This window comes from Gardnerella swidsinskii (assembly GCF_003397705.1).
GTDB lineage: Bacteria > Actinomycetota > Actinomycetes > Actinomycetales > Bifidobacteriaceae > Bifidobacterium > Bifidobacterium swidsinskii.
In genome coordinates, this window is record NZ_QJVB01000002.1 from 326003 (window position 1) to 348000 (window position 21998).

The following is a 21998-nucleotide window of genomic DNA, read 5'->3' on the forward strand; positions in this document are numbered from 1 at the left end:
ACATACCTGTTTTACGCAATTACTACTCGCAAAATACTTACAAAATCAACTATTGATAAGTTTAGCGCACGGTCAAAATCTCAGGACCGTTTTCCGTAATTGCAATCGTGTGCTCGCTGTGAGCACCGCGAGAACCATCAGCAGAGCGAAGAGTCCAACCATCCTTAGGATCCTGGTAAATTTCGTCAGTAGTCTTTAAGAACCATGGCTCAATTGCAATAACTAAACCTGGGCGAAGCTTGTAGCCGTGGTGAGCAGTGCCATCGTTAGGAACGTGCGGATCGCCATGCATAATATGACCGACTCCGTGACCGCCAAACTCAAGATTTACGCTGTAGCCGTACTCGTGAGCAACGCAACCAACAGCTGCAGAAATATCGCCAAGACGGTTGCCAGGCTGAGCCATGTTAATGCCAGCCTCCAAAGCTTCCTCAGTGCACTTAATCAAGCGCAAATCCTCAGGATCTGCATGCTTTCCAACCACAAAACTAATAGCGGAATCACCAACCCATCCGTCTACGTTAATTGCCAAATCAAGAGTCAACAAATCGCCGTCTTTAAGGTTATAATCAAAAGGAACTCCGTGAAGAACAGCATCGTTTACAGACGTGCAAATATAGTGCGCAAAAGGTCCTGTACCAAAATCAGGAGCGTAATCAACATAGCAAGAAGACGCACCTTTGCGGCTCATAATACGCTGGCGAACGAAATCATCAATCTCAAGAAGATTCGTGCCAACTTTGGTCATTGCTTTCAAGTCTTTAAGAATACTACCGACGAAGCGACCTGCAGGCTTCATCGCTTCAATTTCAGATGGAGTTTTAAGTTCAATCATGCTTCAAGACTAACGCGCAGGCACGAAAATAAAGCAAAATATAGCGAAAATACTAGCTAAATGATGTCGCTTAATACATGTAATCTAGGCACATGTCTAACAACAATGAAAATAATAGTAATAATAAGGAATCACAGAAGGAAATTTCTGCTGTAGATTTCGACCCTGCATCCTTCTCTTCGGTTACTCGACCACAAGACGATTTATTCCGTTACATAAACGGTCCTTGGATTGACACTTACACTCTCCCAGAAGACAAACCAATGTATGGTGCTTTCCACAAGCTTGCGGAAGATGCAGAAAAGCAAATTCGAGATATTTTAGAAAACGAAAATTGCCCAGCCAAAAAGTCGCAAACCTTATACCGTAACTATTTGGATACCGCATCTATTGAAAAAGCTGGAATTACGCCAATTAAGGGCGATTTAGACGCTGTGGATTCAGCAGAAACTAAGGAAGATTTGGTTCGCACTATTGGCGCGCTTAATCCGTACGGCGGTCCAGATGCAATGTTTTATTTTGGCGTTTACGGAGACCCTAAAGATCCTAAGACGAATATTATGCATATTGAGCAATCGGGATTGGGCTTGCCAGACGAAGCATACTATCGCGAAGATAACTACGCTCCAATTCGCACTGAATATGTAAAAATGGTAGCTTCTTTGCTGCGCTTAGCAGGCTACGGAGACGCAACTACTACACAAGCGCAAGCCGAGCGTTTCTTGAATGTTGAAACTAAAATAGCGAGCTACCATTGGGATAACGTAGCAACTCGCGATTCTCAAAAAACCTATAATCCTTACAATTATGCCGATTTAGCAAAAACTCTTGAAGCGCTTAATCTCGACGCTTTCTTAGACGCTACTCAAAAAGCGTACGATAATTGCGAAGAAGCAACAAATCAGCCAATCAACCTTCGTGAAGCTTTTAACAAAGTTGTAGTTCACGAGCCAAGCTTTATGGAAGGTTTGAATAAGATTTGGCAAGAAGCCGACTTAGAAGATTTAAAGCTTTGGGCGCGCGTGCACGTGATTTTGCGCTGGGCAAGCTTACTTAGTGAAGATTTTGCACAAGCGCGATTCGACTTCTACGGCAAAGTGCTTTCTGGTGCCACAAAGCAGCGCGACCGCTGGAAGCGAGCAGTCGGAGTTGTTGACGATGCCTGCGGCGAGGAAGTTGGACGCGAATACGTGCGATTGCATTTCCCTGAGTCTTCTAAGGAATATATGCAAGGCTTAGTTGACAATCTTATTAACGCTTACCGCGAGTCGATTTCTCACAGCAGCTGGCTTGGTGAGGAAACTAAAGCGAAAGCTTTGGAAAAGATTAGTAAATTTGAGCCAAATATTGGTTACACAAACCATTGGGTTGACTACTCTGCGTTAAATATTAAGGAAGACGCTGGTTTAGTTGAAAATATGCGCGAAGTTTATCGATTTGGCTTCGGTAAGAATACTGCGAAAGCTGGAAAGCCCGTGGATCGCGAAGAATGGCAGATGACTCCGCAAACTGTGAACGCTTACTACGATCCATTGCTTAACGTAATCGTATTCCCTGCTGCAATTTTGCAACCACCATTCTTTAACCCGAGCGCTCCAGACGCAGCAAATTATGGCGCTATTGGTGCAGTGATTGGCCACGAAATCGGCCACGGTTTTGACGACCAAGGTTGCGAATACGACGGCGACGGCATGCTTAACAATTGGTGGACTGAAGAAGACAAAACCAACTTCACTGAGCGCACTAAGAAGCTTATTGAGCAATACAATGCTTTCACACCAACGCAGCTTATTGTTAAGTACTCTCACTTGAAGAGCAAAGAAGAGCGCAATGCGATGCCTCACGTAAACGGTGCTTTAACAATCGGCGAAAATATTGGCGATTTAAGCGGCGTGACTATTGCACTTAAAGCATACGCTTTCGCTTTGCAAAAGAGTGAAGGGCATGAAATTGACGGAAGTGAAGATGCGATTCGCGAAACTTTGCTGAACGCTCCTGAAGTAGATGGTTTCACTGCTTTGCAGCGATTCTTCTTAAGCTACGCGTTAGTATGGCGTTCCAAGGCTCGTAATGAAATTGCGGAACAGCTGCTTCAAATCGACCCGCACTCCCCAGCCGAATGCCGCACTAACGGCATTGCTCGTAACGTAGACTTGTTCTACGATGCTTTCGACGTTAAAGAAGGCGACGAAATGTGGCTCGACCCTGCTGAGCGCGTACACATTTGGTAAGTTGCATAATGCAAATGATTGTCGCGCGCAGGTAACGCTTAAATAATTTTCTTACTATAAAGCAACATAATGGGAACGCTACATTAGTAACGTTCCCATTATGGATATATGGGGTTATATGCTAAAAGTGTGTAAAAAATAAGCTCATAACCCTTATTGCAGTAGGGCTCACAGTATACCGAATGTGGGTTATTCCTTATGCTAAGTGGCGTTCGAAGCATGTATTAGATGAATTAACAGTAAATCGTCAAACGCTGTTACTGGCGCAGTTTTTGTACTGCACTAGTAACGTATAACCCCGCTTATTCGTTATTAACGCAGTCTACTTACTGCACTAGTAACGCATGACCGTTGTTTTCTCAGCCTGCTGACTGAGTTAGTAACAGTGTTTGGGTGATTACCGTTACTTTCTCAGTTAGATAACTGAGTTAGTAACGGTGCTGAAGCTATGGTTTATGCACAGAATATTCATCAGCTTAGCTTTACACACTTTTGAGCCTATAATCCTACACATACATTCCTAGAAGACATTTTTTAGAAAACGCACACATACGTAAAGTGAAAATATTTTCAACTACGCTACCCACTAATTATATCAATATATTACTTTTTCAAATCTTTTAACAAAACTTAAAAAAATCACTTGTTTTCTATTTCTTAAAAATGATATATTAGAAATGCTAATTTTCAATAAGACTGGACTTGTTATCCAGTTTGATTGCTCAGCAGTTTTGATGATTATCACTGCAGGGGAAGCTTTCCAGCTTCCCCGTTTTTATTTATTAGTTGAAAATTAGCTTCTACCATTCTTGATATAATTGCATCGACTACACTCTCCGGATGCTTCAAGTTGAAAATTAGCTTCTACCATTCTTGATATAATTGTTCCGTCGTTGCATTTTACGACTCATAGGGTTGAAAATTAGCTTCTACCATTCTTGATATAATTGTTTTACCATTTTTAACACCGTTATTTATGTTGAAAATTAGCTTCTACCATTCTTGATATAATTGAATGCCGCGCTGATACCATGATATGTCAGTTGAAAATTAGCTTCTACCATTCTTGATATAATTGGTTTTTACCGTCGCCATCCCAGCAGATGGTTGAAAATTAGCTTCTACCATTCTTGATATAATTGTCTTAGCTCTAAAATCGTACTCACTCATGTTGAAAATTAGCTTCTACCATTCTTGATATAATTGTTTAGGAAGACGAACAGCAATATTAATAGTTGAAAATTAGCTTCTACCATTCTTGATATAATTGGTATATCGTCAAGAATGGTAGAATTTCAACTATTATAAAGCTTTTTACGATTAAAAAAGCATAGCGATATCTGGGGTTTCTTCTTTCTTTTCTTGCCTGGCATTGTAATAACGTTGCGCAGATGACCATTGATGATCACTGACATGTAAAATGCGTATAGATCCACGCGGCGGAAGATTATCCTTAATTATTTTTACTGAAGTTCTATTTCCTGTTTGAGTGGGACTATAACGAACATATACAGAAAATTGCACCATTGCATATCCCATATCAAGCAGCATATTGCGAAATACAGTTGCAGCATGACGCTCCACTTTTGTTTTCACTGGTAAATCAAACATTACTAAACACCACATGCCACCACTGTCCTCATCGACTTTCATAATCCACTCCTTACGAATTGTGGTACTTGAAATTCTTCCACGCCTTTTTCCACATAAATACCATATGATTGAGCTAAATCAGATAAGGCACTAGGAATCGTATGTCCAGAACCATTAAACTGTTGATTAACACTGTCGATTAAATACTTTTTAACTGCTTTATCATTTGGAGTATCTGAGAATGATAATTTTGAAACAGCGTAATCAACAGCTGGTCTAAACGGTTCAATTATGTCATCTACTAAGCAGAAATAATTAGTACCATTATGATGATTCATACCCATTGTTGGATTAAGACCGGCAGATAGAACTGCACGAATGGAGAAACCACGCAACACCATGTAAGCATAGTCAAGTAAAGCATTCCTATCTTGACCAGACCCGGGTTTACGATGAAAATCTTCTTCCTCGGGAAAAATACGTTTCCAATATTCACGAGCAGCTTGACCTTCCCTATTCGTTACATCCCCAGAACGAACAGTATTAGATAATCCTCGTAATAATCCACCTCCCTCTTTATTTAATAAATCAAGGCAAGCCGCTTGTCCACGTATTTTCGCGCGAACAATCTGAGCCCACGCTGCTTTTCTTCGAGGAACACTCATTGTTGCCTGAGACAATTGACGAACTGTAATTCTCGTAGGAACATTTGTCCACGAATGCATAGCACTGACAGGAACGCATCGCCAATCACAGGTCATTACACAAGTACCATATTCAGCACACTGATGAAGAAGACCTGCAGAACAATTACAATGCAAACCAATAAGCAATATTGCCGTTTCAGCTAGCGGAATTTCGACTTTCTGCTCTAATGCATGATCACACACTAAAATCCTACCGCGAATATACCGTAATTCACCTTGCAAATTAGTACAATCAATCACACGCCAAGCATTCTGCATAATTCCTCTATTCTCTATTTTCTCCAGTATCCCAACTCCAAGAAATAGGTAAATGAGAACGCGATGCCCAACGAGGCTCACCTAACGCATTACGTCGAATAGTCGCTGCTTTATACTGATCCAATACATTAACCGAAACACGCCAACCTTTATCAACTAGAATCTTATCAATAGATTTTTCATAAGAAGCATAATCGAAGTTATTTCGCTCGCAATTCGAATACAACTTGTCAATTCCTTCAGAAGAAATCATCGATGGTTTAAGTATCAAAGTTGTTTTATCATCCGTACCCGCAACCACCCAATGCTTATATGCTGCACAATTTGCTCCTATCTTGTTTAAGAATTCTACAAATTCACCAATATATCCTGATAATTTAACATGACTAAAATCAACGATAATCTCATCACCAGGCACAAGATATCCGAGATAATTAGCATTACCTGTTTGCACAGCATGAGCGACTTTCGTATCAGCATATCTCATTGAGATAGATTGCTCAGGCAAATCACACGAGAATAAATCTTCATGAATATATCTATGCAAATCATCTTGAAATACACGAATCATTCCATAGGATTTTTTAACTTTCCCACTTTTTAACTTTTCAAAGTATTCATAAATGCGTAGATGATGGATAGAATTACCAATCTCTACAGAACCTTCTCGTACGAAAAGTTGTGCTGCTTTTGATTTGAAAAAAGTAATTGAATCGTCTGCATTTAACTTCTTATCATGCAACAGGATAGTTCTATCTGTATTTTCAGGAAGACCATTATTTACATCATAATCAGGATTCCTTGTCAAAGCACAATAAAGTGCAGGAGTAGAAGCACGTCGGATTGTTTCACTGTCGATTTCATCGCCGACGTGCAACTTTAATAATGCATGTACATCATCTTTGTGAACAGAAGAATTACTGTATCTCAAACGAATAGAATTAACCACAGCAATACGATCAGCTCTCATTTCTTCATTAAGAAGTTCCAATAACGCATTCATACGAACAGACCAATTAGCATATTGCTGATATCCTTGATCATTCGCCGTTGGATATTCTTTCCAATCAATACCACCGGGAACCACTTTATTACCTTGCAATAACTGTGTTTCACGCAGATTGCATTTAATTGCAAGTATTTGAGCTATTCCTGGAGTCATCATTGCAATTACTGATGCATCAACTGCATGATGTCGTCTATCAAAACGAGTTTTTCTTCTACCATCAAAGAACTCTAGTTTTCCGTCAATTCCAGACATTCTTCTTGCTATAGCAGTAAGCGATCCAGCATAAACTCCAACATTTGTTTGAGCTTTATTAGTTATATCGGAAATACCATTGTTTGTTTGATAATTCTGCGAATTATAATACCAATCAATTCTACGATGCAATTCGTTTGCCATCCATGCAACCGATTCAATAGAGCGATTATCGAACGCTTCATCACCAACTTTTTGTTTCAGGCGAGCTATAACTTCTTTTTTGAATTGGCTAGCACCGCGTTTGTCGTATGAGTTAGGAGGGAAAATAAAAGCACGAACCCGATTAATAGCGGAATCTACACTAATATCATGATTCTTGCAATATGTAGACTCCTCGCACCAAGTTGCAAAAGGAGTATTACACTTTTGAGCGTTACACGATGAGCAAGTAGCAACTAAATTCTCACGAGTATTCGTAGAACCTGGTCCCTTACGCGGAACAATATGATCTAGCTCACAAGTATGATAAGTAATCTCAGAGCCACAATACAAACATTGCCCATTCTGACGTTGAACAGCCTCATAACGACGTATATCTGCATCTGAAATAGAATCACTCGTGCCTAAATGCAAAGAATTCCGCATCATTGCTTTAAGATTTTCTTTACCTTCTGTTCGTTTATCTAATAATTTCTTATATGAATTCGCCATTTTTTTAGATTGGAATCCAGAACGAACATGTTCAATATTAATACGTTCAGGATTACCCCAACGATTTTTAGCACTTATAAGGAATCGATGCACAATTTTCAATACTCGATCAACTGAAGGATTACCTGTTGGCTCTGCAATAGGAGCTTCAGATGGGCGCCAATTATTTGGTAAATTAAATAACTTTTTACGCGCTTCAAATAAATCATCATCAGTTTCAAGCATTTGTTTATTGAGTTTATCTAATGTTTCCAAACTATAAGCAGCACGACCATCAGGTAATGAAATATTTTCTAATGCCGCAATTTCTGTTTCATCCATTGAATCAATAAACGCTATTACTGAACCGTACTTATCTTGATATTCAGGATTATCATGAATTGCTTCTATGTCTACCGTGTTGCTCAATATCTCAATAAAAGCTTCTTTATCTTCTTGCGTACGATTAGCAGCTAACCACCAAGTAATCAACGATTGCTTTAAAGATTTAGCATTCGCATAAAGAATAGCTAACTCACTATTCAACATTGGAGGACGATTACCAACAGATTCTCCATCTTCTATTTGCGATCCTACTCCACGCAACTTATAGCGTTCAATTCCGAGGCAATCAGCTACATCAATCCAAGTATATAATGGCGCTTCAGCGCTTTTCTCTTTTGAAGACTCATCAGTCGAAGTTGTTAATAATTTATAAACACTTTGCTTTTCTTCTATTGTTAAACAACGCTCTTTTGAATTTTCTCTTATGCGCAGATTAGAAATAGTAGATATGATTCGATATTTCTGAAACGCTAACGATGCCTTTAGTGCACGCTTACCCTTTCCTGTTATAGCATCCTTGCCAACACGATTTTCTGCAGATCCACGCGGAGATTTCGCATAAAAAACAGCATTAATAATCTGCTCTCTAACATACTTGTTATCAATATGTTGCACATTGAAAATATTGAGAATCTCAAGCATGTTATCACTTTGCATTAGCTTACGTGGTAAAACAGGATCTAATGAGTTTGGATGATTTTTCCTTCTATCGTCCGTAGTTATACGTAAGCGACGCGAGGCTTTACCTTGTTGTGATAAAAGATAATCACGCACTAATTGCGCAGGCGTAGAACCTTCACAACTTACTCCCGGCGCAAACTTTTCAATATTTTTTAGCAACTCATTGTAAAATTCAGAATACTCAGTCTCTTGTGTCATTGATTTTATTGACTGATAAGGATTGCGCCAACCACGATGTCTAGCAATATGACGAATTGCAACGCTTAACATTTGTTTACGTTGTTTTTCATCCGCAATATATTCATCAGCAAGTTTTGCACGAAAAATCCATGGAGTAAACGAATCAGAAAAATCTAAATCCTTGTTTTCAACAACAGGAAAACCCAATGAATGCAATAGAAAATCAAGTTTCTGCAAACGACGTCTGCGCTGACGATACAGCCTGCGCACGCGCCGCGCGACACCAGAAATTGCTTTACGCGTATCAGATTCTTTTGCCCCATTTGGATCAATACCAGCATCATGAATAACACTCATTGCTTTAAGTATTCTTATAGGTTCACCATTATTATCCAAACGAATCGCAGCAAGACCTACTGAATTTAAACCGACGTCAATGCCGATAGCATAAGAAATATTACCTTCCATATACAGAATCATAAGCAATTATTTGTATAAATAAAATAACTATCTATTTGTATAAATAAAATAACTATCTATAAATTTTCATGTAATAAATATCTATAACATAGAATGAGCTTAATCACGAGAATGCCAAACTAACGGCGTTGCTCTAAATGTAGACTTGTTTTGCTACGCGCAATATGCTTCACGTGCAAACTATTTTTAGAAATCAGCCTTCGTCTTAAGAAAATCCAAGCTACCGCTGCAATTGCGCACAAAACAAGCACGCTTAAAACCGCAGAAATAATCACAATAAATTTATACGTTGAAGCATTTTTCTTCATAGCTTTCGCTAACTTTTTATGATGCTTATGCTTCAAATGCTTCTTTTTAGCCAAAGCTTTTTTCTTCTTAGCTTCCTCGTCTTTACGCTTCTGCTCTTCCTTCTTCTTTCGCTCCTCTTCAGCACGCTTTTTTGCTCTTCGGGAGATTCTGGGCCAATCTTTCCATCCGGATAATCAATATCACCGTTATATTCCGATAGTGTCAACGCTCCAACAACACCATAAGGGCCGCCCGAAGCCTCTCCGTAATCGAAAGAAATATTGCTAGGATTCAAAATCTGATACAAATGTCCATTATCTTCGTTAAAACTTCCGCCGGTTGCACGCAAAGCCGACTCTTCATCTTGAATCCACAATTGCATAGAACCAGCAAGATCCACACCCCAACTTAAATTTTCACCTCACGCCTTTCGGCCAGTGTAATCAGGCTCGCTCACACCATCTGGGCCAAAATGGCCAAACTGCTCATGCTGAGCGGTTTCTTGCGCGCGACGGAAAGCATCATCTTCATTTGCAGAATCGTACTGAATATTATTAACATACGCTTCTTTAGTAAGACCGTAGCGGCTCACGTAATCTTGCAAAGGAGCGCCATTAAAATACGTGCTGCAATCATCGTAAAGCCTAGATCTTGCGTTTCGAATAGAAGAAAGAACGTAACGCGCTACATTACTTGACTGAATAAAAGCTGCAGCAGAAGCAGAATTAGTTGTTTGAATTATTGGATTTTGATGATATTCGTGATGATATTCGCGATTATACGCCTGATGATACGCCTGATGATACGCATTAGAATTTTCTAAAGTAAAATCAGCAAAATTTTGCGATATTGCGCATGCAGCTAGGCATACAGCAGAAATAACAAGGATACTAACCCAACTTATGCGCATATTAGATTTATGCTTCGCATATTGCTGATTACTTCCCACCATAAATATCTTCTTCACTACATTCAACATTTTTAATACGTTTGCTCAATACTACCCTGCAATGAGAAATTATTACGCATGTACAGTTAATTGTTGAGCGTTTACTACATATTTTGCTGTAGTCAAGAGATTAATTACATTGTGGATAAAACCTAGGTTTTAACCACAATAGAAAAGTTTGCTGGCAAAGTTGTTGCGCAAAGTTCATAGTTGTTATTACTGCGGCATTTCCTCGTGGCTGCGAAGCTCAGAGGCAATGATGGCTCTGTATTTCGGGGCTGAAATGGCTGCAGTCCAATTTGTGAAAGGACTATGAAATATGGCACAACAACAGTCAACCGTGACTATTAGTGGATACGTAGGTGCTGAACCTGTAAGCTTTGGGCGAAGTGAAAATTCTCCGGCTTGTTCGCTACGAATCGCGAGCACGCAATCATATTACCGCAACGACGAGCAGCAATGGCATGAGCGTCCAACTACTTGGATGACTGTGAAAGCGTATAGGACTTTGGCTTCAAACGTGCTAAAAAGCGTTCATAAAGGCGATGCAATCGTTGTATACGGCAACTTGAGTACAGAAAACTGGACGAAAGATGGAAACGATTATAATCGCGTAATTTTGGAAGCTTCTGCTATTGGTCACGATTTAAATCGTGGAACTACACAATTTACAAAGCGAAACGCTGATTCCGCTAAAAATGATCATACGAAAGAAAGTAATCAAGTACAGCAGAAGAACAATGCACAACAAAATAACTCTAACGCAAACATTTCGAATGACGAATTTGGAGGCGAAACTGATATTTAAGGAAAATAAAATCGCAATTCGAGAAATCCACTAAACTCACACCACAATAAATTAATATGAATACAATAAAATAATGCCGCCAAGAATAGTAGTATTCCTGGCGGCAAATTGTAAAACAGGTCATTACTTAAGCAAATCGTTTACGCGAGATACGATTCGAGCGGCAGCTTCGTCAACTGGAACTGCCTCAACGTTTGAGCCATCGCGATTGCGGATTTCAATAGTTCCATTGTTCACTGTATCGCGACCAGCAACAGCAATCAGCGGCACGCCAACAAGCTCAGCATCCTTGAACTTTACGCCTGGAGAAACCTTTGGACGGTCGTCAAAGATTACTTCGATGCCTTGCTTGCTAAGCTCTTCAACAATCTTTTCAGCAGCGTCGAAAGCAACTTGATCTTTGCCTGTTGCAACCACGTGAACTTGAGCTGGAGCAATCGCCATAGGCCATGCGAGACCAGCGTCGTCGTGATGTGTTTCTGCCAAACATGCGATCACGCGGCTAACACCAATACCGTAGCAACCCATCCAAACCGGCACAGCCTTACCGTTTTCGTTAAGAACGCTTAAGCCCAAAGCCTTAGAATACTTTAAGCCAAGCTGGAACACCTGGCCGATTTCCACACCGCGTTCGAAGCTCAACGGACCGGAACCATCTGGGCTCATATCACCGTCACGAACCTGGGCTGCTTCAACAACACCGTCCGCCTCAAAATCGCGGCCGTAAACAGCGTCGTAAACGTGCTTTCCGTCTTCGTCAGCTCCTGTAATCCAAGCACTTCCCTTTGCAACGTGAGCATCCATCAAGTAGCGAACAGGATTTGCAATACCCCTACCCTCTTTGCGAGCTTGAGGACCTAATACGCTAAAGCCAATGTAGCCCTTAACAAACTCAGGATGAGACTTCAAATCATCCTCAGTTGCTTCTTCGATTTCTGCAGGAGCAAACTGAGCTTCAAGACGCTTCATATCTACTTGGCGATCCCCTGGAATACCAATCGCCACGATTTCGCGCCATGGCTCCTCATGCTCGCCGCCTTCAGCATCTGCCGGATGCTTAACAGCAATAATCAAGTTCTTCAAAGTGTCGTCTGCTTGCCATTCGCGACCATCTTTACGCGGATGCAAGTCGTTAGAAACCTTAACCAAAGCTTCAATCGTCTTAGCGTCTGGAGTTTCGAGAGATTGCGCTGCAGGAGTTGCCGAATAATCAACATCTTGCATTTCTGGAGTGGTAAGAGCCTCAACATTCCAAGCTTTTCCTGAAGGTGCGAGCGCAAAAGTATCTTCACCAATTGGCATTGGAGCCAAGAACTCTTCGGAATCAGAGCCACCCATTGGGCCGGAAACAGCGTGAACAATCACGTATTTAATGCCCAAACGGTCGAAAATTCGAGCGTAAGCAGCGCGCTCCTCAACGTAAGCAGATTTCAAACCATCTTCGTCAATCGAGAACGAATAAGCATCCTGCATAATAAACTCGCGACCGCGAATAAGACCAGCGCGCGGACGGAACTCGTCGCGATACTTCGTTTGAATCTGATACAAAGTAACAGGCAAATCCTTGTACGAAGAATACATATCCTTAACGAGAAGCGTGAAAACTTCTTCGTGCGTTGGAGCAAGAAGATAGTCAGCTTGGTGGCGATCCTTAAGACGGAAGATATTGTCGCCATATTCTTCCCAACGGTTGGTAGCCTCGTAAGGCTCACGCGGAAGAAGTGCCGGGAAGTGAACTTCCTGCGCACCGATACCGTTGATTTCGTCGCGAATAATCGCCTGAACCTTGTTCAAAACCTTAAGTCCTAGCGGAAGCCAAGTCCACACACCTGGTGCAGATTTACGAATATAGCCTGCGCGCTGCATAAGTTTTGCGGAAGTCACGTCCGCGTCTGCAGGATCCTCGCGCAGCGTACGAAGGAATAGCTGAGACATACGAAGTACATTGGAATTCATGCGTTCCAATCTATTTGCGCATGAGGACATAAACACTTGTTTACACGCATCAACAAAAGTAATACTCGATTAGTAATGTCAATTAGGTCATGGGGCGCGCAAATCTGCCAAAGCGACATAAACTAAGCAGCTATGTAAAGAAAAAGCCGCGCGCCAGTAAAAACGCGTATCACACTAAAACTCATCGTCGAAAGAAAACTCGTCCGCAACACTGTCTCCAGCATTTTCAAAAAAACTAAACTCTTGCTGATTTGCAGAATCGCCTTCAAACTTATCTGTCAAAAATACAGAAGCACCATCGCTAGCAAGCATCTCACTCGCATGTTTGGAAGCATCGCGCAAAGATCCATCTAGTAGAACGGCATCAACTGAAACGCTAAAAGCGCGCTCGTTAATACCCTTTAAATAAAGACCTTTCAGATTTTCCACGCGAGAAAGCGCAACATAACCCATTCCGGGAGCGAAAGTTCTACGCAAATCCATTACCGCAGCATCGAGCGTCATACCTTGCGACTTATGAATCGTAATTCCCCACGCGCAACGAAGCGGCACTTGATTTACGCTAGCAAGCACAGTTTCGCCGTCCGTCATCTCCCAAGCAGCAGGCTTAAGAGTCACAATATTGCCGTTTTCAAACTCAACAATCGGCCAGCCGCCCTTAGATTCAGGCGCAAAACGCAACACGCGCCCAACAGAGCCATTTACGTACTGCTTTTCCTGATCGTTTCGCAATGCCATCACAGCAGCTCCAGCCTTCAAAACTAAACGTTCCGGAGCAAGCATATTCTTTTTTAAGCGCTCAACAAGATTTTTAGGCCCAGCTTCCGTTGCTACGAACTCGTGAGACTCTGCATCAATTGCTGCAAGCTGCATATTATTTAATCCGTCTGCTTGCGCGTTCGTTGGGAAAAGATGTACTGCAACTTCGTCATCTTGCGGATACTCACCAAGGCGGCTAGCAAGCACTTGCTTATCGTCGTCACTCACGAGACCGCTACGAATATCCGTCAAAACTTCTAGCAACTTGCCGTCATCCTGACGATGTTGCTCAGTTAAGTAGCACACAACAGGTTTCAAAGCGTCCCATGCAAACGATTCCGTAATATAGCCTTCCGGATTTTTTCCAGCTCCAGCATACTTTTCGCGCGACGAAATAAACTCCGAGCTCGGCTCGAACACATCACGATTTCGCATAGAAGTGCTAACAGGCGGCAATTGGAAGAAGTCGCCCGAAATAACTACTTGAAGCCCGCCGAAAGGAGCGGGATTTTTGCGCACCTTCCGGCAAACTTCATCAACCATGTCAAAAAGCCACGCGTGAATCATGGAAACTTCGTCCAACACGAGCACGTCCGTGGCCTTTATGCGCTTTCCTCGCCTAGCTCTAATTGTTTTAAGAAGCGTATCCGTAAGCGCGTTTGAAACTCCAACTCCACTCCACGAGTGAATGGTTTGACCGTTTAAGTGCGTTGCCGCAATACCGGTAGAGGCAGTTACAGCAACGCTTAAACCGTTCTTTCGCATTGCGCGAATAGCTTCGTTTAATACGTAGGTTTTACCTGCACCCGGAGCGCCGGTAATGAACGCGCTCGCGCCAGCGTTGATTATGGTTAAGGCTTCGGATTGCTTCATTGGCAGTACCTTTTATTGCGTTTAGTAGTCGCGCTTTATTTAATAGTAGCGTTGTGTTTAGTAGTCGCGCTTTTCTGCGGAATTTGCGTCTTCTAATGCCTCTCCGCGACGCTCATAGTCACGAAGCAAGCTCGTGCTTTCAATGTGTTGCGCACCGGCTTTTGCTTGAGACTCGCTTGGGCCTGGTGCTGGAACGAACATCATATCGCGGTAGTAACGAAGCTCGTCAATCGACTCAATAATATCCGCGAGCGCACGGTGACCGCCGTGTTTTGCCGGCTTATTGCGGTAAACGTCCGGGTAAAGCCTGCGCGAAATTTCCTTCAACGTACTTACGTCGATTACACGATAGTGCAGATTTGCCATTAAATCTGGCATGTAACGGTCGAGGAACTTTTTGTCAGAACCAACTGAGTTTCCAGCAAGATGCGCTTTTCCGCGAGCCGGCAGGAAGCGCTTTACATATTCAACTACCTGCTTTTGCGCTTCTTCCAAAGACAAACCGTTCTTATTCCACTCGTCAACAAGTCCAGAAGAAGTGTGCATATTGCGTACAAAATCGTTCATATGAGCCACAGCAGCATCGCTCGGCTTAATCACTAAATCAATACCGTCGTCCAAAACTTTCAGATTAAAGTCGGTTGGAACTACAGATACTTCGCATAATTCGTCGTGGAAAATATCAAGTCCCGTCATCTCGCAATCAATCCAAATTAAGCGCGACTCTTCCGGCGTAAACGTAAGATCTTCCTTAGCTTCAGCCATTTTCGTTCCTTTCCTAATATTTTTTCGAACCCATCAGCCTACATCTTCCTACCGACGAGACGCGTATTAAAAACGACGAAAAGCAGGCAAGTTGTAGATAACTTGCGTAACTTTTCGCCGTTTAATGCAAAAATAGTTGCGACTTACACGCGCAACTTACGTAATACGCGCAACTTGCGCAACTTGCGCAACTTGCGATTTAGTTGTGGAAACCGCTGTAGTTTGGTGCTTCTGCAGTCATCACAATATCGTGAGGATGTGATTCACGAAGACCAGCATCAGTAATGCGAATAAAGCGGCCGCGCTCTTGCATTTCCTTAATATTGTGCGCACCAACGTAGAACATTGACTGGTGCAAGCCGCCGAGAAGCTGGTAAAGCACAGCGTTAAGCGGACCGCGATATGGAACTTCGCCTTCAACGCCTTCTGGAACCACCTTATCGGAGCTGGTAACGTCTGCCTGGAAGTAACGATCCTTCGAATAAGACTTCTTACCACGAGGAGCCATTGCACCAAGCGAGCCCATGCCGCGGTAAAGCTTGTACTGCTTGCCGTGAAGAAGAACCTTCTCGCCTGGAGCTTCCTCACAGCCGGCCAAAGTGCCGCCGAGCATAACGGTGTCCGCGCCAGCAACCAAAGCCTTAGCAATATCGCCGGAATAGTGAATACCACCGTCTGCAATGCATGGAATTCCAGCAGCCTTGCAAGCCTGAGCCGCATCGTAAACTGCAGTAAGCTGAGGTACACCAACGCCTGCAACAACACGCGTAGTGCAAATAGAGCCTGGACCAACGCCAACCTTTACAGCATCAACACCAGCGTCAATCATAGCCTGTGCGCCCTGGCGAGTTGCAATATTTCCGCCAATAATTTGCACGCCGTCGAAAGCCTTATCTGCCTTAATGCGACGAATCATGTCGAGAGCCAAGCGAGCCTCGCCGTTTGCGGTATCGACCACAAGCACGTCAACTCCAGCTTCCATAAGAGCGCACGCACGCTGCCAAGCATCACCCAAGAAGCCAATGCCAGCAGCAACGCGCAAGCGACCCTGATCATCCTTAGTAGCATCCGGATACTGTTCAGTCTTCACAAAGTCCTTAACAGTAATCAAGCCTGTAAGCTTACCTTCAGCATCAACCAAAGGCAACTTTTCAATCTTGTTATCCGCAAGCAAGCGGTGAGCATCTTCCTTAGAAATATTTGAAGGACCGGTGACGAGATTTTCGCGCGTCATCACATCCTTAACTTTCAAGCGATCGTAGTCTTCGGAAGCAATGAAACGCATATCGCGGTTGGTAATAATACCAACTAAACGATTTTCGCTATCCACTACCGGAAGACCAGAAATATGGAAACGCCCGCACAATTTATCTAAATCGGCGAGCGTAGCATCTGGGTGAACAGTAAGCGGGTCGGTAATCATACCGGATTCACTGCGCTTAACAATATCAACCTGCGCAGCTTGATCATCAATAGAAAGATTGCGGTGAAGTACTCCAATGCCACCGTTACGCGCCATGGCAATAGCCATATCGGACTCGGTAACAGTATCCATAGCTGCCGAAATAGTCGGCACTTTCATGGTAATTTCGCGAGTCAGACGAGTGGAAGTATCCACTTCGGACGGAATAACATCAGTTTCGTTTGGAAGCAAAAGGACATCGTCATAAGCGAGACCGAGCTTCTCGAAAATTGGTGGAACAGGAGCATACACGGATTCCGTGTTCATATCAGTTGTAGCCATAGGGTTACTATACGTTTTTGCTATGACGTTTGCCGAAACGCACCCTCCAAACGCGGGCGCGACGACATGCTTGAGCGCAGCACAGCGCGCGCGAAAGCAATTCGGAGCGGAAACTCGCTCAAGTTGGAAGTCCAGTGGACTTCCAACGCGAGTTTCGTAGCGAGCGCTTATAGCGCGAGCGTACTCGCACGTTTTGAGCGCCACGCCACATTAAGAAAAACAAAATTAAGCAGTTGTTACGAATTGCGAAGTTCGGGCAGGCGACAACGCAAGTACGGCATCATTGTGAGCACAGTAAGTAGCGCAGCAGCAAGAATCATTCCAACAAGCACATACACAGCTTTAAAGAACAAAATCATAATAGAGCCAAACGCAATTAGCGCAGCCCATCCCCACAAAATCAGCACAGCACCCTGCACAGAATGCCCAATGCGCAGCATGCGATGATGCAAGTGCATGCGATCCGGATGCATTGGCGACTGCCCTTTAGCAACACGCCTAAAAATAGCCAAGCACATGTCAAGAACCGGCAAAAACAGCACAAGAATCGGCAACAAAATCGGCATAAATACAGGCAAATAAATACTCGTATGAACGGCGGAAGGATCCAAATGGCCGGTCATAATAATCGACGCGCAAGTAATTAAGTAGCCGATTAACATGGAGCCTGAGTCACCCATAAAAAGTTTTGCTGGATGCCAATTGTGCATAATAAATCCAACGCACATACCTACCATTGCAACGTCAATAAGAGTTGCCATTGAAGCGTAGGATGGCGACGTGCGCGCAAGCATGTATGAGTATGTTGCGAAGGCAATGCCGCCGATTGCAACGATTCCAGAAGCCAGTCCGTCCAGCCCATCTACAAAATTTACTGCATTAATTGAAGCAACGATTAGTATTGCAGTTATTGCGATTGACACGCTTGGAGATGCCGTTACGAGCGATCCTAGCGGCAAAGTTACGATTTGCAACCCTCCCCACGCTACAAAAACAGCTATAAGCAGCTGACCGGCAAGCTTTAGCATCCAATCTAGATCCCAAATGTCGTCGCATACCCCAAGCAGGCATATCATAACGGCTCCTGCTAGCACAACCCACGGCTGGTGCGTTCCTGCAAAAAGCCCGGAAATAAATGGCATAGAACTAGCGAACGCCATCGCAACTGCGAAACCAAAAAGCATACCTACACCACCCATACGTGGCGTTGGAATAGTATGCACGTCGCGAGCGCGAACTTTGCCAACAGCACCCATACGAATTGCAAGGTGACGAACAAGAGGCATAATAAGCCACGTAGCACCGCCTGCAATTGCTGCAATAAACAGGTATACCCTCATAAATGCGTCCTTTGCTATGCGATTACTTCGTTGGGTTTAGCAGCGTTTGTTAAATTTTTCACTTGCTTATCTTGATTGTAGCGATTTGTTAGTACCAGAAATTTAGTACCAGAAATAAGTTAATAAACTTACTCACTTAACGCATTACGAATTTCACTCTCCGAAATCACGCCTTCGCGCAAAATCACAATACCGTCTTTATCGCTTGAATCCGCGCCAACTACCGTGCTTGCCACGTGCGAGCGAGTCGGGCCTGCGTTCAAATACAGCGGAATTTCGTTGCCGAAAGCTGCAAATGCTTCTTCTACACTGTCTGCACTTTCGTTACCGCTGCGATTCGCGCTAGAAGCAGCCAGTGGACCGGTGACTCGCAAAATTTGCATTAATTCAGGGCAATCCGGCACGCGCACGCCTTGAGTTGCTTGAGTTTTCGCATCGTTTTGAGCATCAGTTTCATTCGTTTTGCACAGCGTTGCAAGATTTGAAGCAACTGAATCCTTCTTCGCACGCGCAATCGGAGAATATCCGCCCGGAAGGAACTTTTTGCCTAGAATATCCAGCGGAGAAGGCAAATAAAGCCCAAGTTTTTCTAAATCTTCCACTCCGCTCATTAAAATTTGCAGCGCCTTTGTGCGCGGCCTGCGCTTAAGCTCGTAAATTTTGGCAACAGCGGCTTCATTGAATGGATCGCATGCAACGCCATACACGGTGTCCGTTGGCACTACAATCACGCCGCCTTCGTTAATAATTTGCGCTGCCATTTGCAGGGATTCTTCGTTGATATTGCAAATTTTGCTCATTTTTTGCCTCTTTTATTGCTTATTTTGCTTATTTTATTCTGTTTGAGTCAAGTTTTATTTTTGATTAAAATCCTACTTTTCCGCAAAAGTGTACCGCGGTCTGCCAGTTAAGTCGTTTCCAACGCGCGCACGCGAAAAACCTACGCTTTCCGCATACTTTTTAAGCGCATCCCCTTGCGAAATATCGTGCTCCATAACCATCGCTCCCTCAGACTTAAGCAGCGCAAAAGCCGCACGCATAATCTGCTCCGGAATAAGCAAGCCGTCCGCAGAACCACCATAAAGCGCAACCGGCGGATCGTACTCTCGCACTTCAACCTGTTCTGGCACTTGACTTTCCGGCACGTAAGGCGGATTCGTTATTACTAAATCTACTTTGCCGCAAATTGCGTGAAGTTCCGGCGTGCAATCCGAAATATGCGATTTGGTTGCGTCTGCAAGCACAGCACGATAGCGACTGAAAATCTGAATATTTTCCCATTTTTTTGCAGTTTCTTCGAAATTTTTTTGCAAATATTGGAAAGCTTCAGGAGATTTTTCTACAGCCCATACTTGCGCGTCTGCAACTTCCGCCGCAATCGACAATCCAATTGCGCCCGATCCGGCGCATAAATCGACTACCGTCGGCTTGCTAATACCAGACTCTCTAAGCCAATCCAATCCAGCTTCAACAACAATCTCCGTTTCCGGCCGCGGCACAAAAACGCCCTTACCAACTTGCAAATCCAAGTAGCGAAAAGGCGCGCGACCAACAATATGCTGCAACGGCTCACGAGAAGCACGCCTAGATACAAAATCGCTATATTTACTAGCATAATCTTGCGAAAAATCGGTTAAATCGCCAAGCATTAGCGCCTTGCTCAGCTCAGCTAAGCTTACGCCGCAAGCATGAGCCAGCAGCAAGCGTGCATCATATTCTGCTGACTCCACGCCTGCAGAATCAAGCTTTTTAACAGCATCGCGCAAAACTCGCAAAAGTTCTTGCATTTTAAGAATTGCTTGGTTATTTCAGTAATTTTACTTGACTTACTTGGCTTGCGCTAAGCGGTCAGCTTCATCCGCCTGAATATCACTGTCGATAACAGGCTGCAAATCGCCGTCAAGAACCTGATCAAGATTGTAAGCCTTGTAATTCGTGCGATGATCCACAATACGATTTTCTGGGAAATTGTACGTGCGGATTCGCTCAGAGCGGTCGAGCGAACGCACCTGTGAGTGGCGCATATCCGCCGCTTCTGCTGCCTCCTGCTCGTGCTTCATAGCGAGCAAACGAGACTTTAACACGCGAAGGGCTGCCGCACGGTTTTGAATCTGCGACTTTTCGTCTTGCATGCTAACAACAATTCCGGTTGGAATATGTGTCATGCGAACCGCAGAATAAGTAGTGTTCACGGACTGCCCACCAGGGCCGGAGCTCATGAAAATGTCGATCTTCAAATCTTTTGGATCGATTTCGATTTCGTCGTCATCTTCGTCTGCTTCTGGGAACACGATTACGCCAGCTGCGGAAGTTTGAATACGTCCCTGCGATTCCGTAACTGGGATTCGCTGCACGCGATGCACTCCGCCCTCATACTTCATGCTTGCCCACACGCCATCTTCTGGAGCAGGCGTACCTTTTGCTCGAATCGCAAGCTGCACGTCTTTTACGCCGCCAAGTTCCGTTGAATTTTCGCTTTGGATTACGGTAGTCCAGCCGCGCTTTTCCGCGTAACGCATGTACATACGCAATAAATCGCCAGCAAACAAAGCCGCTTCTTCGCCGCCTGTGCCAGCTTTAATTTCCATAATCATATCGCGCGCATCATCCGGATCCCTAGGAATTAATGCAGTGCGAAGCTTTTCTTTTGCTGCTGGAATCTGCTCTTCTAAGCGCTTAGCTTCTTCAGCGAAATCTGGATCGTCGCTTGCCATTTCGTTTGCGGCTTCAAAGTCGTCGCAAAGCTGTTTGTAATTTAGGTAAGCGTTTACGATTGATCCAAGTTCTGCGTGCCTACGACCAAGCTTACGAATAGCGTCCGGATTTGACGCAACTTCCGGGCTTCCCATACGACTTTCAATATCGCGATACTCTTCTAACGCGGTAACTGCTGCCGGGAATTGTTCCTCTACTGACTCAGCCATCATATTCCTTTGTAGTCACGCTTAACGCGGATTGTAAATCAAAAATTTAAATGTTAAATATTAAACACACATGTTTAGCACATAAAACGCCAGCCCCGATTCCGCGAGTTACACGAAAGCAGGGCTGGCGTCACAAAAGCTACTTAGTCTTCTTACCGTAGCGCTTCTCGAAGCGAGCCACGCGACCGCCGGTGTCGAGAATCTTCTGCTTGCCGGTATAGAATGGGTGGCACTTTGAGCACACGTCAACCGTCATGTGATCGCCATCAGCGGTAGAACGAGTTACGAAAGTGCTTCCGCAAGAGCAGGTAACCTGCACTGCGTGATAGTCGGGATGAATACCCTGCTTCATAATGTCTCCTATGGAATTCGGGCGACCCGGGTCGCA

18 protein-coding genes and 1 CRISPR repeat array are annotated in these 21998 nt (G+C 43.7%); of the genes, 2 read left to right on the forward strand and 16 right to left on the reverse strand.

The window, feature by feature from the left end; all coding sequences use genetic code 11:
- Nucleotides 1-61 precede the first annotated feature (61 nt).
- Nucleotides 62-835, reverse strand: a complete 774-nt coding sequence (gene map / locus D0T18_RS03650) for a type I methionyl aminopeptidase (RefSeq protein ID WP_004120872.1) — start codon at nt 833-835, stop codon at nt 62-64.
- Between the two features lie 92 nt (nt 836-927).
- Between map and D0T18_RS03655 the strand changes: the two genes are divergently transcribed.
- A complete protein-coding gene (locus D0T18_RS03655) occupies nt 928-3066 on the forward strand; it encodes a M13 family metallopeptidase (protein WP_064621394.1) in 2139 nt (712 codons plus the stop codon).
- Nucleotides 3067-3851: 785 nt separating this feature from the next.
- A CRISPR array of direct repeats spans nt 3852-4336; the repeat unit is 36 nt; unit sequence GTTGAAAATTAGCTTCTACCATTCTTGATATAATTG.
- A 50-nt stretch (nt 4337-4386) separates the two neighbouring features.
- Here the strand turns inward: D0T18_RS03655 and cas2 are convergent.
- The 6 genes from cas2 to D0T18_RS06945 form a co-directional block, all read right to left on the reverse strand.
- The gene (gene cas2 / locus D0T18_RS03660) at nt 4387-4719 is read right to left on the reverse strand and encodes a CRISPR-associated endonuclease Cas2 (protein ID WP_004108445.1); all 333 of its coding nucleotides are present in this window, start codon (nt 4717-4719) and stop codon (nt 4387-4389) included.
- Complete coding sequence (cas1, locus tag D0T18_RS03665; RefSeq protein WP_004108447.1) at nt 4716-5624, reverse strand: type II CRISPR-associated endonuclease Cas1; 909 nt, start codon at nt 5622-5624, stop codon at nt 4716-4718. The genes cas2 and cas1 overlap by 4 nt, the downstream gene beginning before the upstream one ends.
- A 7-nt stretch (nt 5625-5631) precedes the next feature.
- Complete coding sequence (gene cas9 / locus D0T18_RS03670; protein WP_240318277.1) at nt 5632-9204, reverse strand: type II CRISPR RNA-guided endonuclease Cas9; 3573 nt, start codon at nt 9202-9204, stop codon at nt 5632-5634.
- A gap of 119 nt (nt 9205-9323) precedes the next feature.
- Nucleotides 9324-9566, reverse strand: a complete 243-nt coding sequence (locus D0T18_RS06935; RefSeq protein WP_240318278.1) for a hypothetical protein — start codon at nt 9564-9566, stop codon at nt 9324-9326.
- A complete protein-coding gene (locus tag D0T18_RS06940) occupies nt 9545-9892 on the reverse strand; it encodes a hypothetical protein (protein ID WP_240318279.1) in 348 nt (115 codons plus the stop codon). The genes D0T18_RS06935 and D0T18_RS06940 overlap by 22 nt, the downstream gene beginning before the upstream one ends.
- Before the next feature lie 21 nt (nt 9893-9913).
- The gene (locus tag D0T18_RS06945; protein ID WP_240318280.1) at nt 9914-10444 is read right to left on the reverse strand and encodes a hypothetical protein; all 531 of its coding nucleotides are present in this window, start codon (nt 10442-10444) and stop codon (nt 9914-9916) included.
- 316 nt (nt 10445-10760) lie between these two features.
- Here D0T18_RS06945 and D0T18_RS03680 point away from each other — a divergent pair, with 316 nt between their 5' ends.
- The gene (locus D0T18_RS03680) at nt 10761-11249 is read left to right on the forward strand and encodes a single-stranded DNA-binding protein (protein WP_116440500.1); all 489 of its coding nucleotides are present in this window, start codon (nt 10761-10763) and stop codon (nt 11247-11249) included.
- Nucleotides 11250-11372: 123 nt separating this feature from the next.
- Here the strand turns inward: D0T18_RS03680 and D0T18_RS03685 are convergent, their stop codons facing one another.
- The 9 genes from D0T18_RS03685 to rpmE all read right to left on the reverse strand — a co-directional run bounded on the left by D0T18_RS03685 (nt 11373) and on the right by rpmE (nt 21962).
- Complete coding sequence (locus D0T18_RS03685) at nt 11373-13205, reverse strand: proline--tRNA ligase (protein WP_116440501.1); 1833 nt, start codon at nt 13203-13205, stop codon at nt 11373-11375.
- A 174-nt stretch (nt 13206-13379) separates the two neighbouring features.
- Nucleotides 13380-14837: an ATP-dependent DNA helicase gene (locus tag D0T18_RS03690; protein ID WP_116440502.1), complete on the reverse strand. Its 1458-nt coding sequence runs from the start codon at nt 14835-14837 to the stop codon at nt 13380-13382.
- Nucleotides 14838-14894: 57 nt separating this feature from the next.
- A complete protein-coding gene (gene orn, locus D0T18_RS03695; RefSeq protein WP_116440503.1) occupies nt 14895-15602 on the reverse strand; it encodes an oligoribonuclease in 708 nt (235 codons plus the stop codon).
- A 199-nt stretch (nt 15603-15801) separates the two neighbouring features.
- Nucleotides 15802-17346, reverse strand: coding sequence for an IMP dehydrogenase (gene guaB / locus D0T18_RS03700; protein ID WP_004108463.1), 1545 nt, complete (start codon nt 17344-17346; stop codon nt 15802-15804).
- Between the two features lie 236 nt (nt 17347-17582).
- On the reverse strand, nt 17583-18686 hold the full coding sequence (locus tag D0T18_RS03705) for an MraY family glycosyltransferase (protein ID WP_004108465.1): 1104 nt from the start codon (nt 18684-18686) through the stop codon (nt 17583-17585).
- A gap of 128 nt (nt 18687-18814) precedes the next feature.
- Nucleotides 18815-19486: an L-threonylcarbamoyladenylate synthase gene (locus D0T18_RS03710; RefSeq protein ID WP_116440504.1), complete on the reverse strand. Its 672-nt coding sequence runs from the start codon at nt 19484-19486 to the stop codon at nt 18815-18817.
- A gap of 72 nt (nt 19487-19558) precedes the next feature.
- A complete protein-coding gene (prmC, locus tag D0T18_RS03715) occupies nt 19559-20473 on the reverse strand; it encodes a peptide chain release factor N(5)-glutamine methyltransferase (protein ID WP_116440505.1) in 915 nt (304 codons plus the stop codon).
- A 39-nt stretch (nt 20474-20512) separates the two neighbouring features.
- A complete protein-coding gene (prfA, locus tag D0T18_RS03720; RefSeq protein ID WP_012914392.1) occupies nt 20513-21610 on the reverse strand; it encodes a peptide chain release factor 1 in 1098 nt (365 codons plus the stop codon).
- A gap of 139 nt (nt 21611-21749) precedes the next feature.
- A complete protein-coding gene (gene rpmE, locus D0T18_RS03725; RefSeq protein WP_004118797.1) occupies nt 21750-21962 on the reverse strand; it encodes a 50S ribosomal protein L31 in 213 nt (70 codons plus the stop codon).
- Nucleotides 21963-21998: the final 36 nt, after the last annotated feature.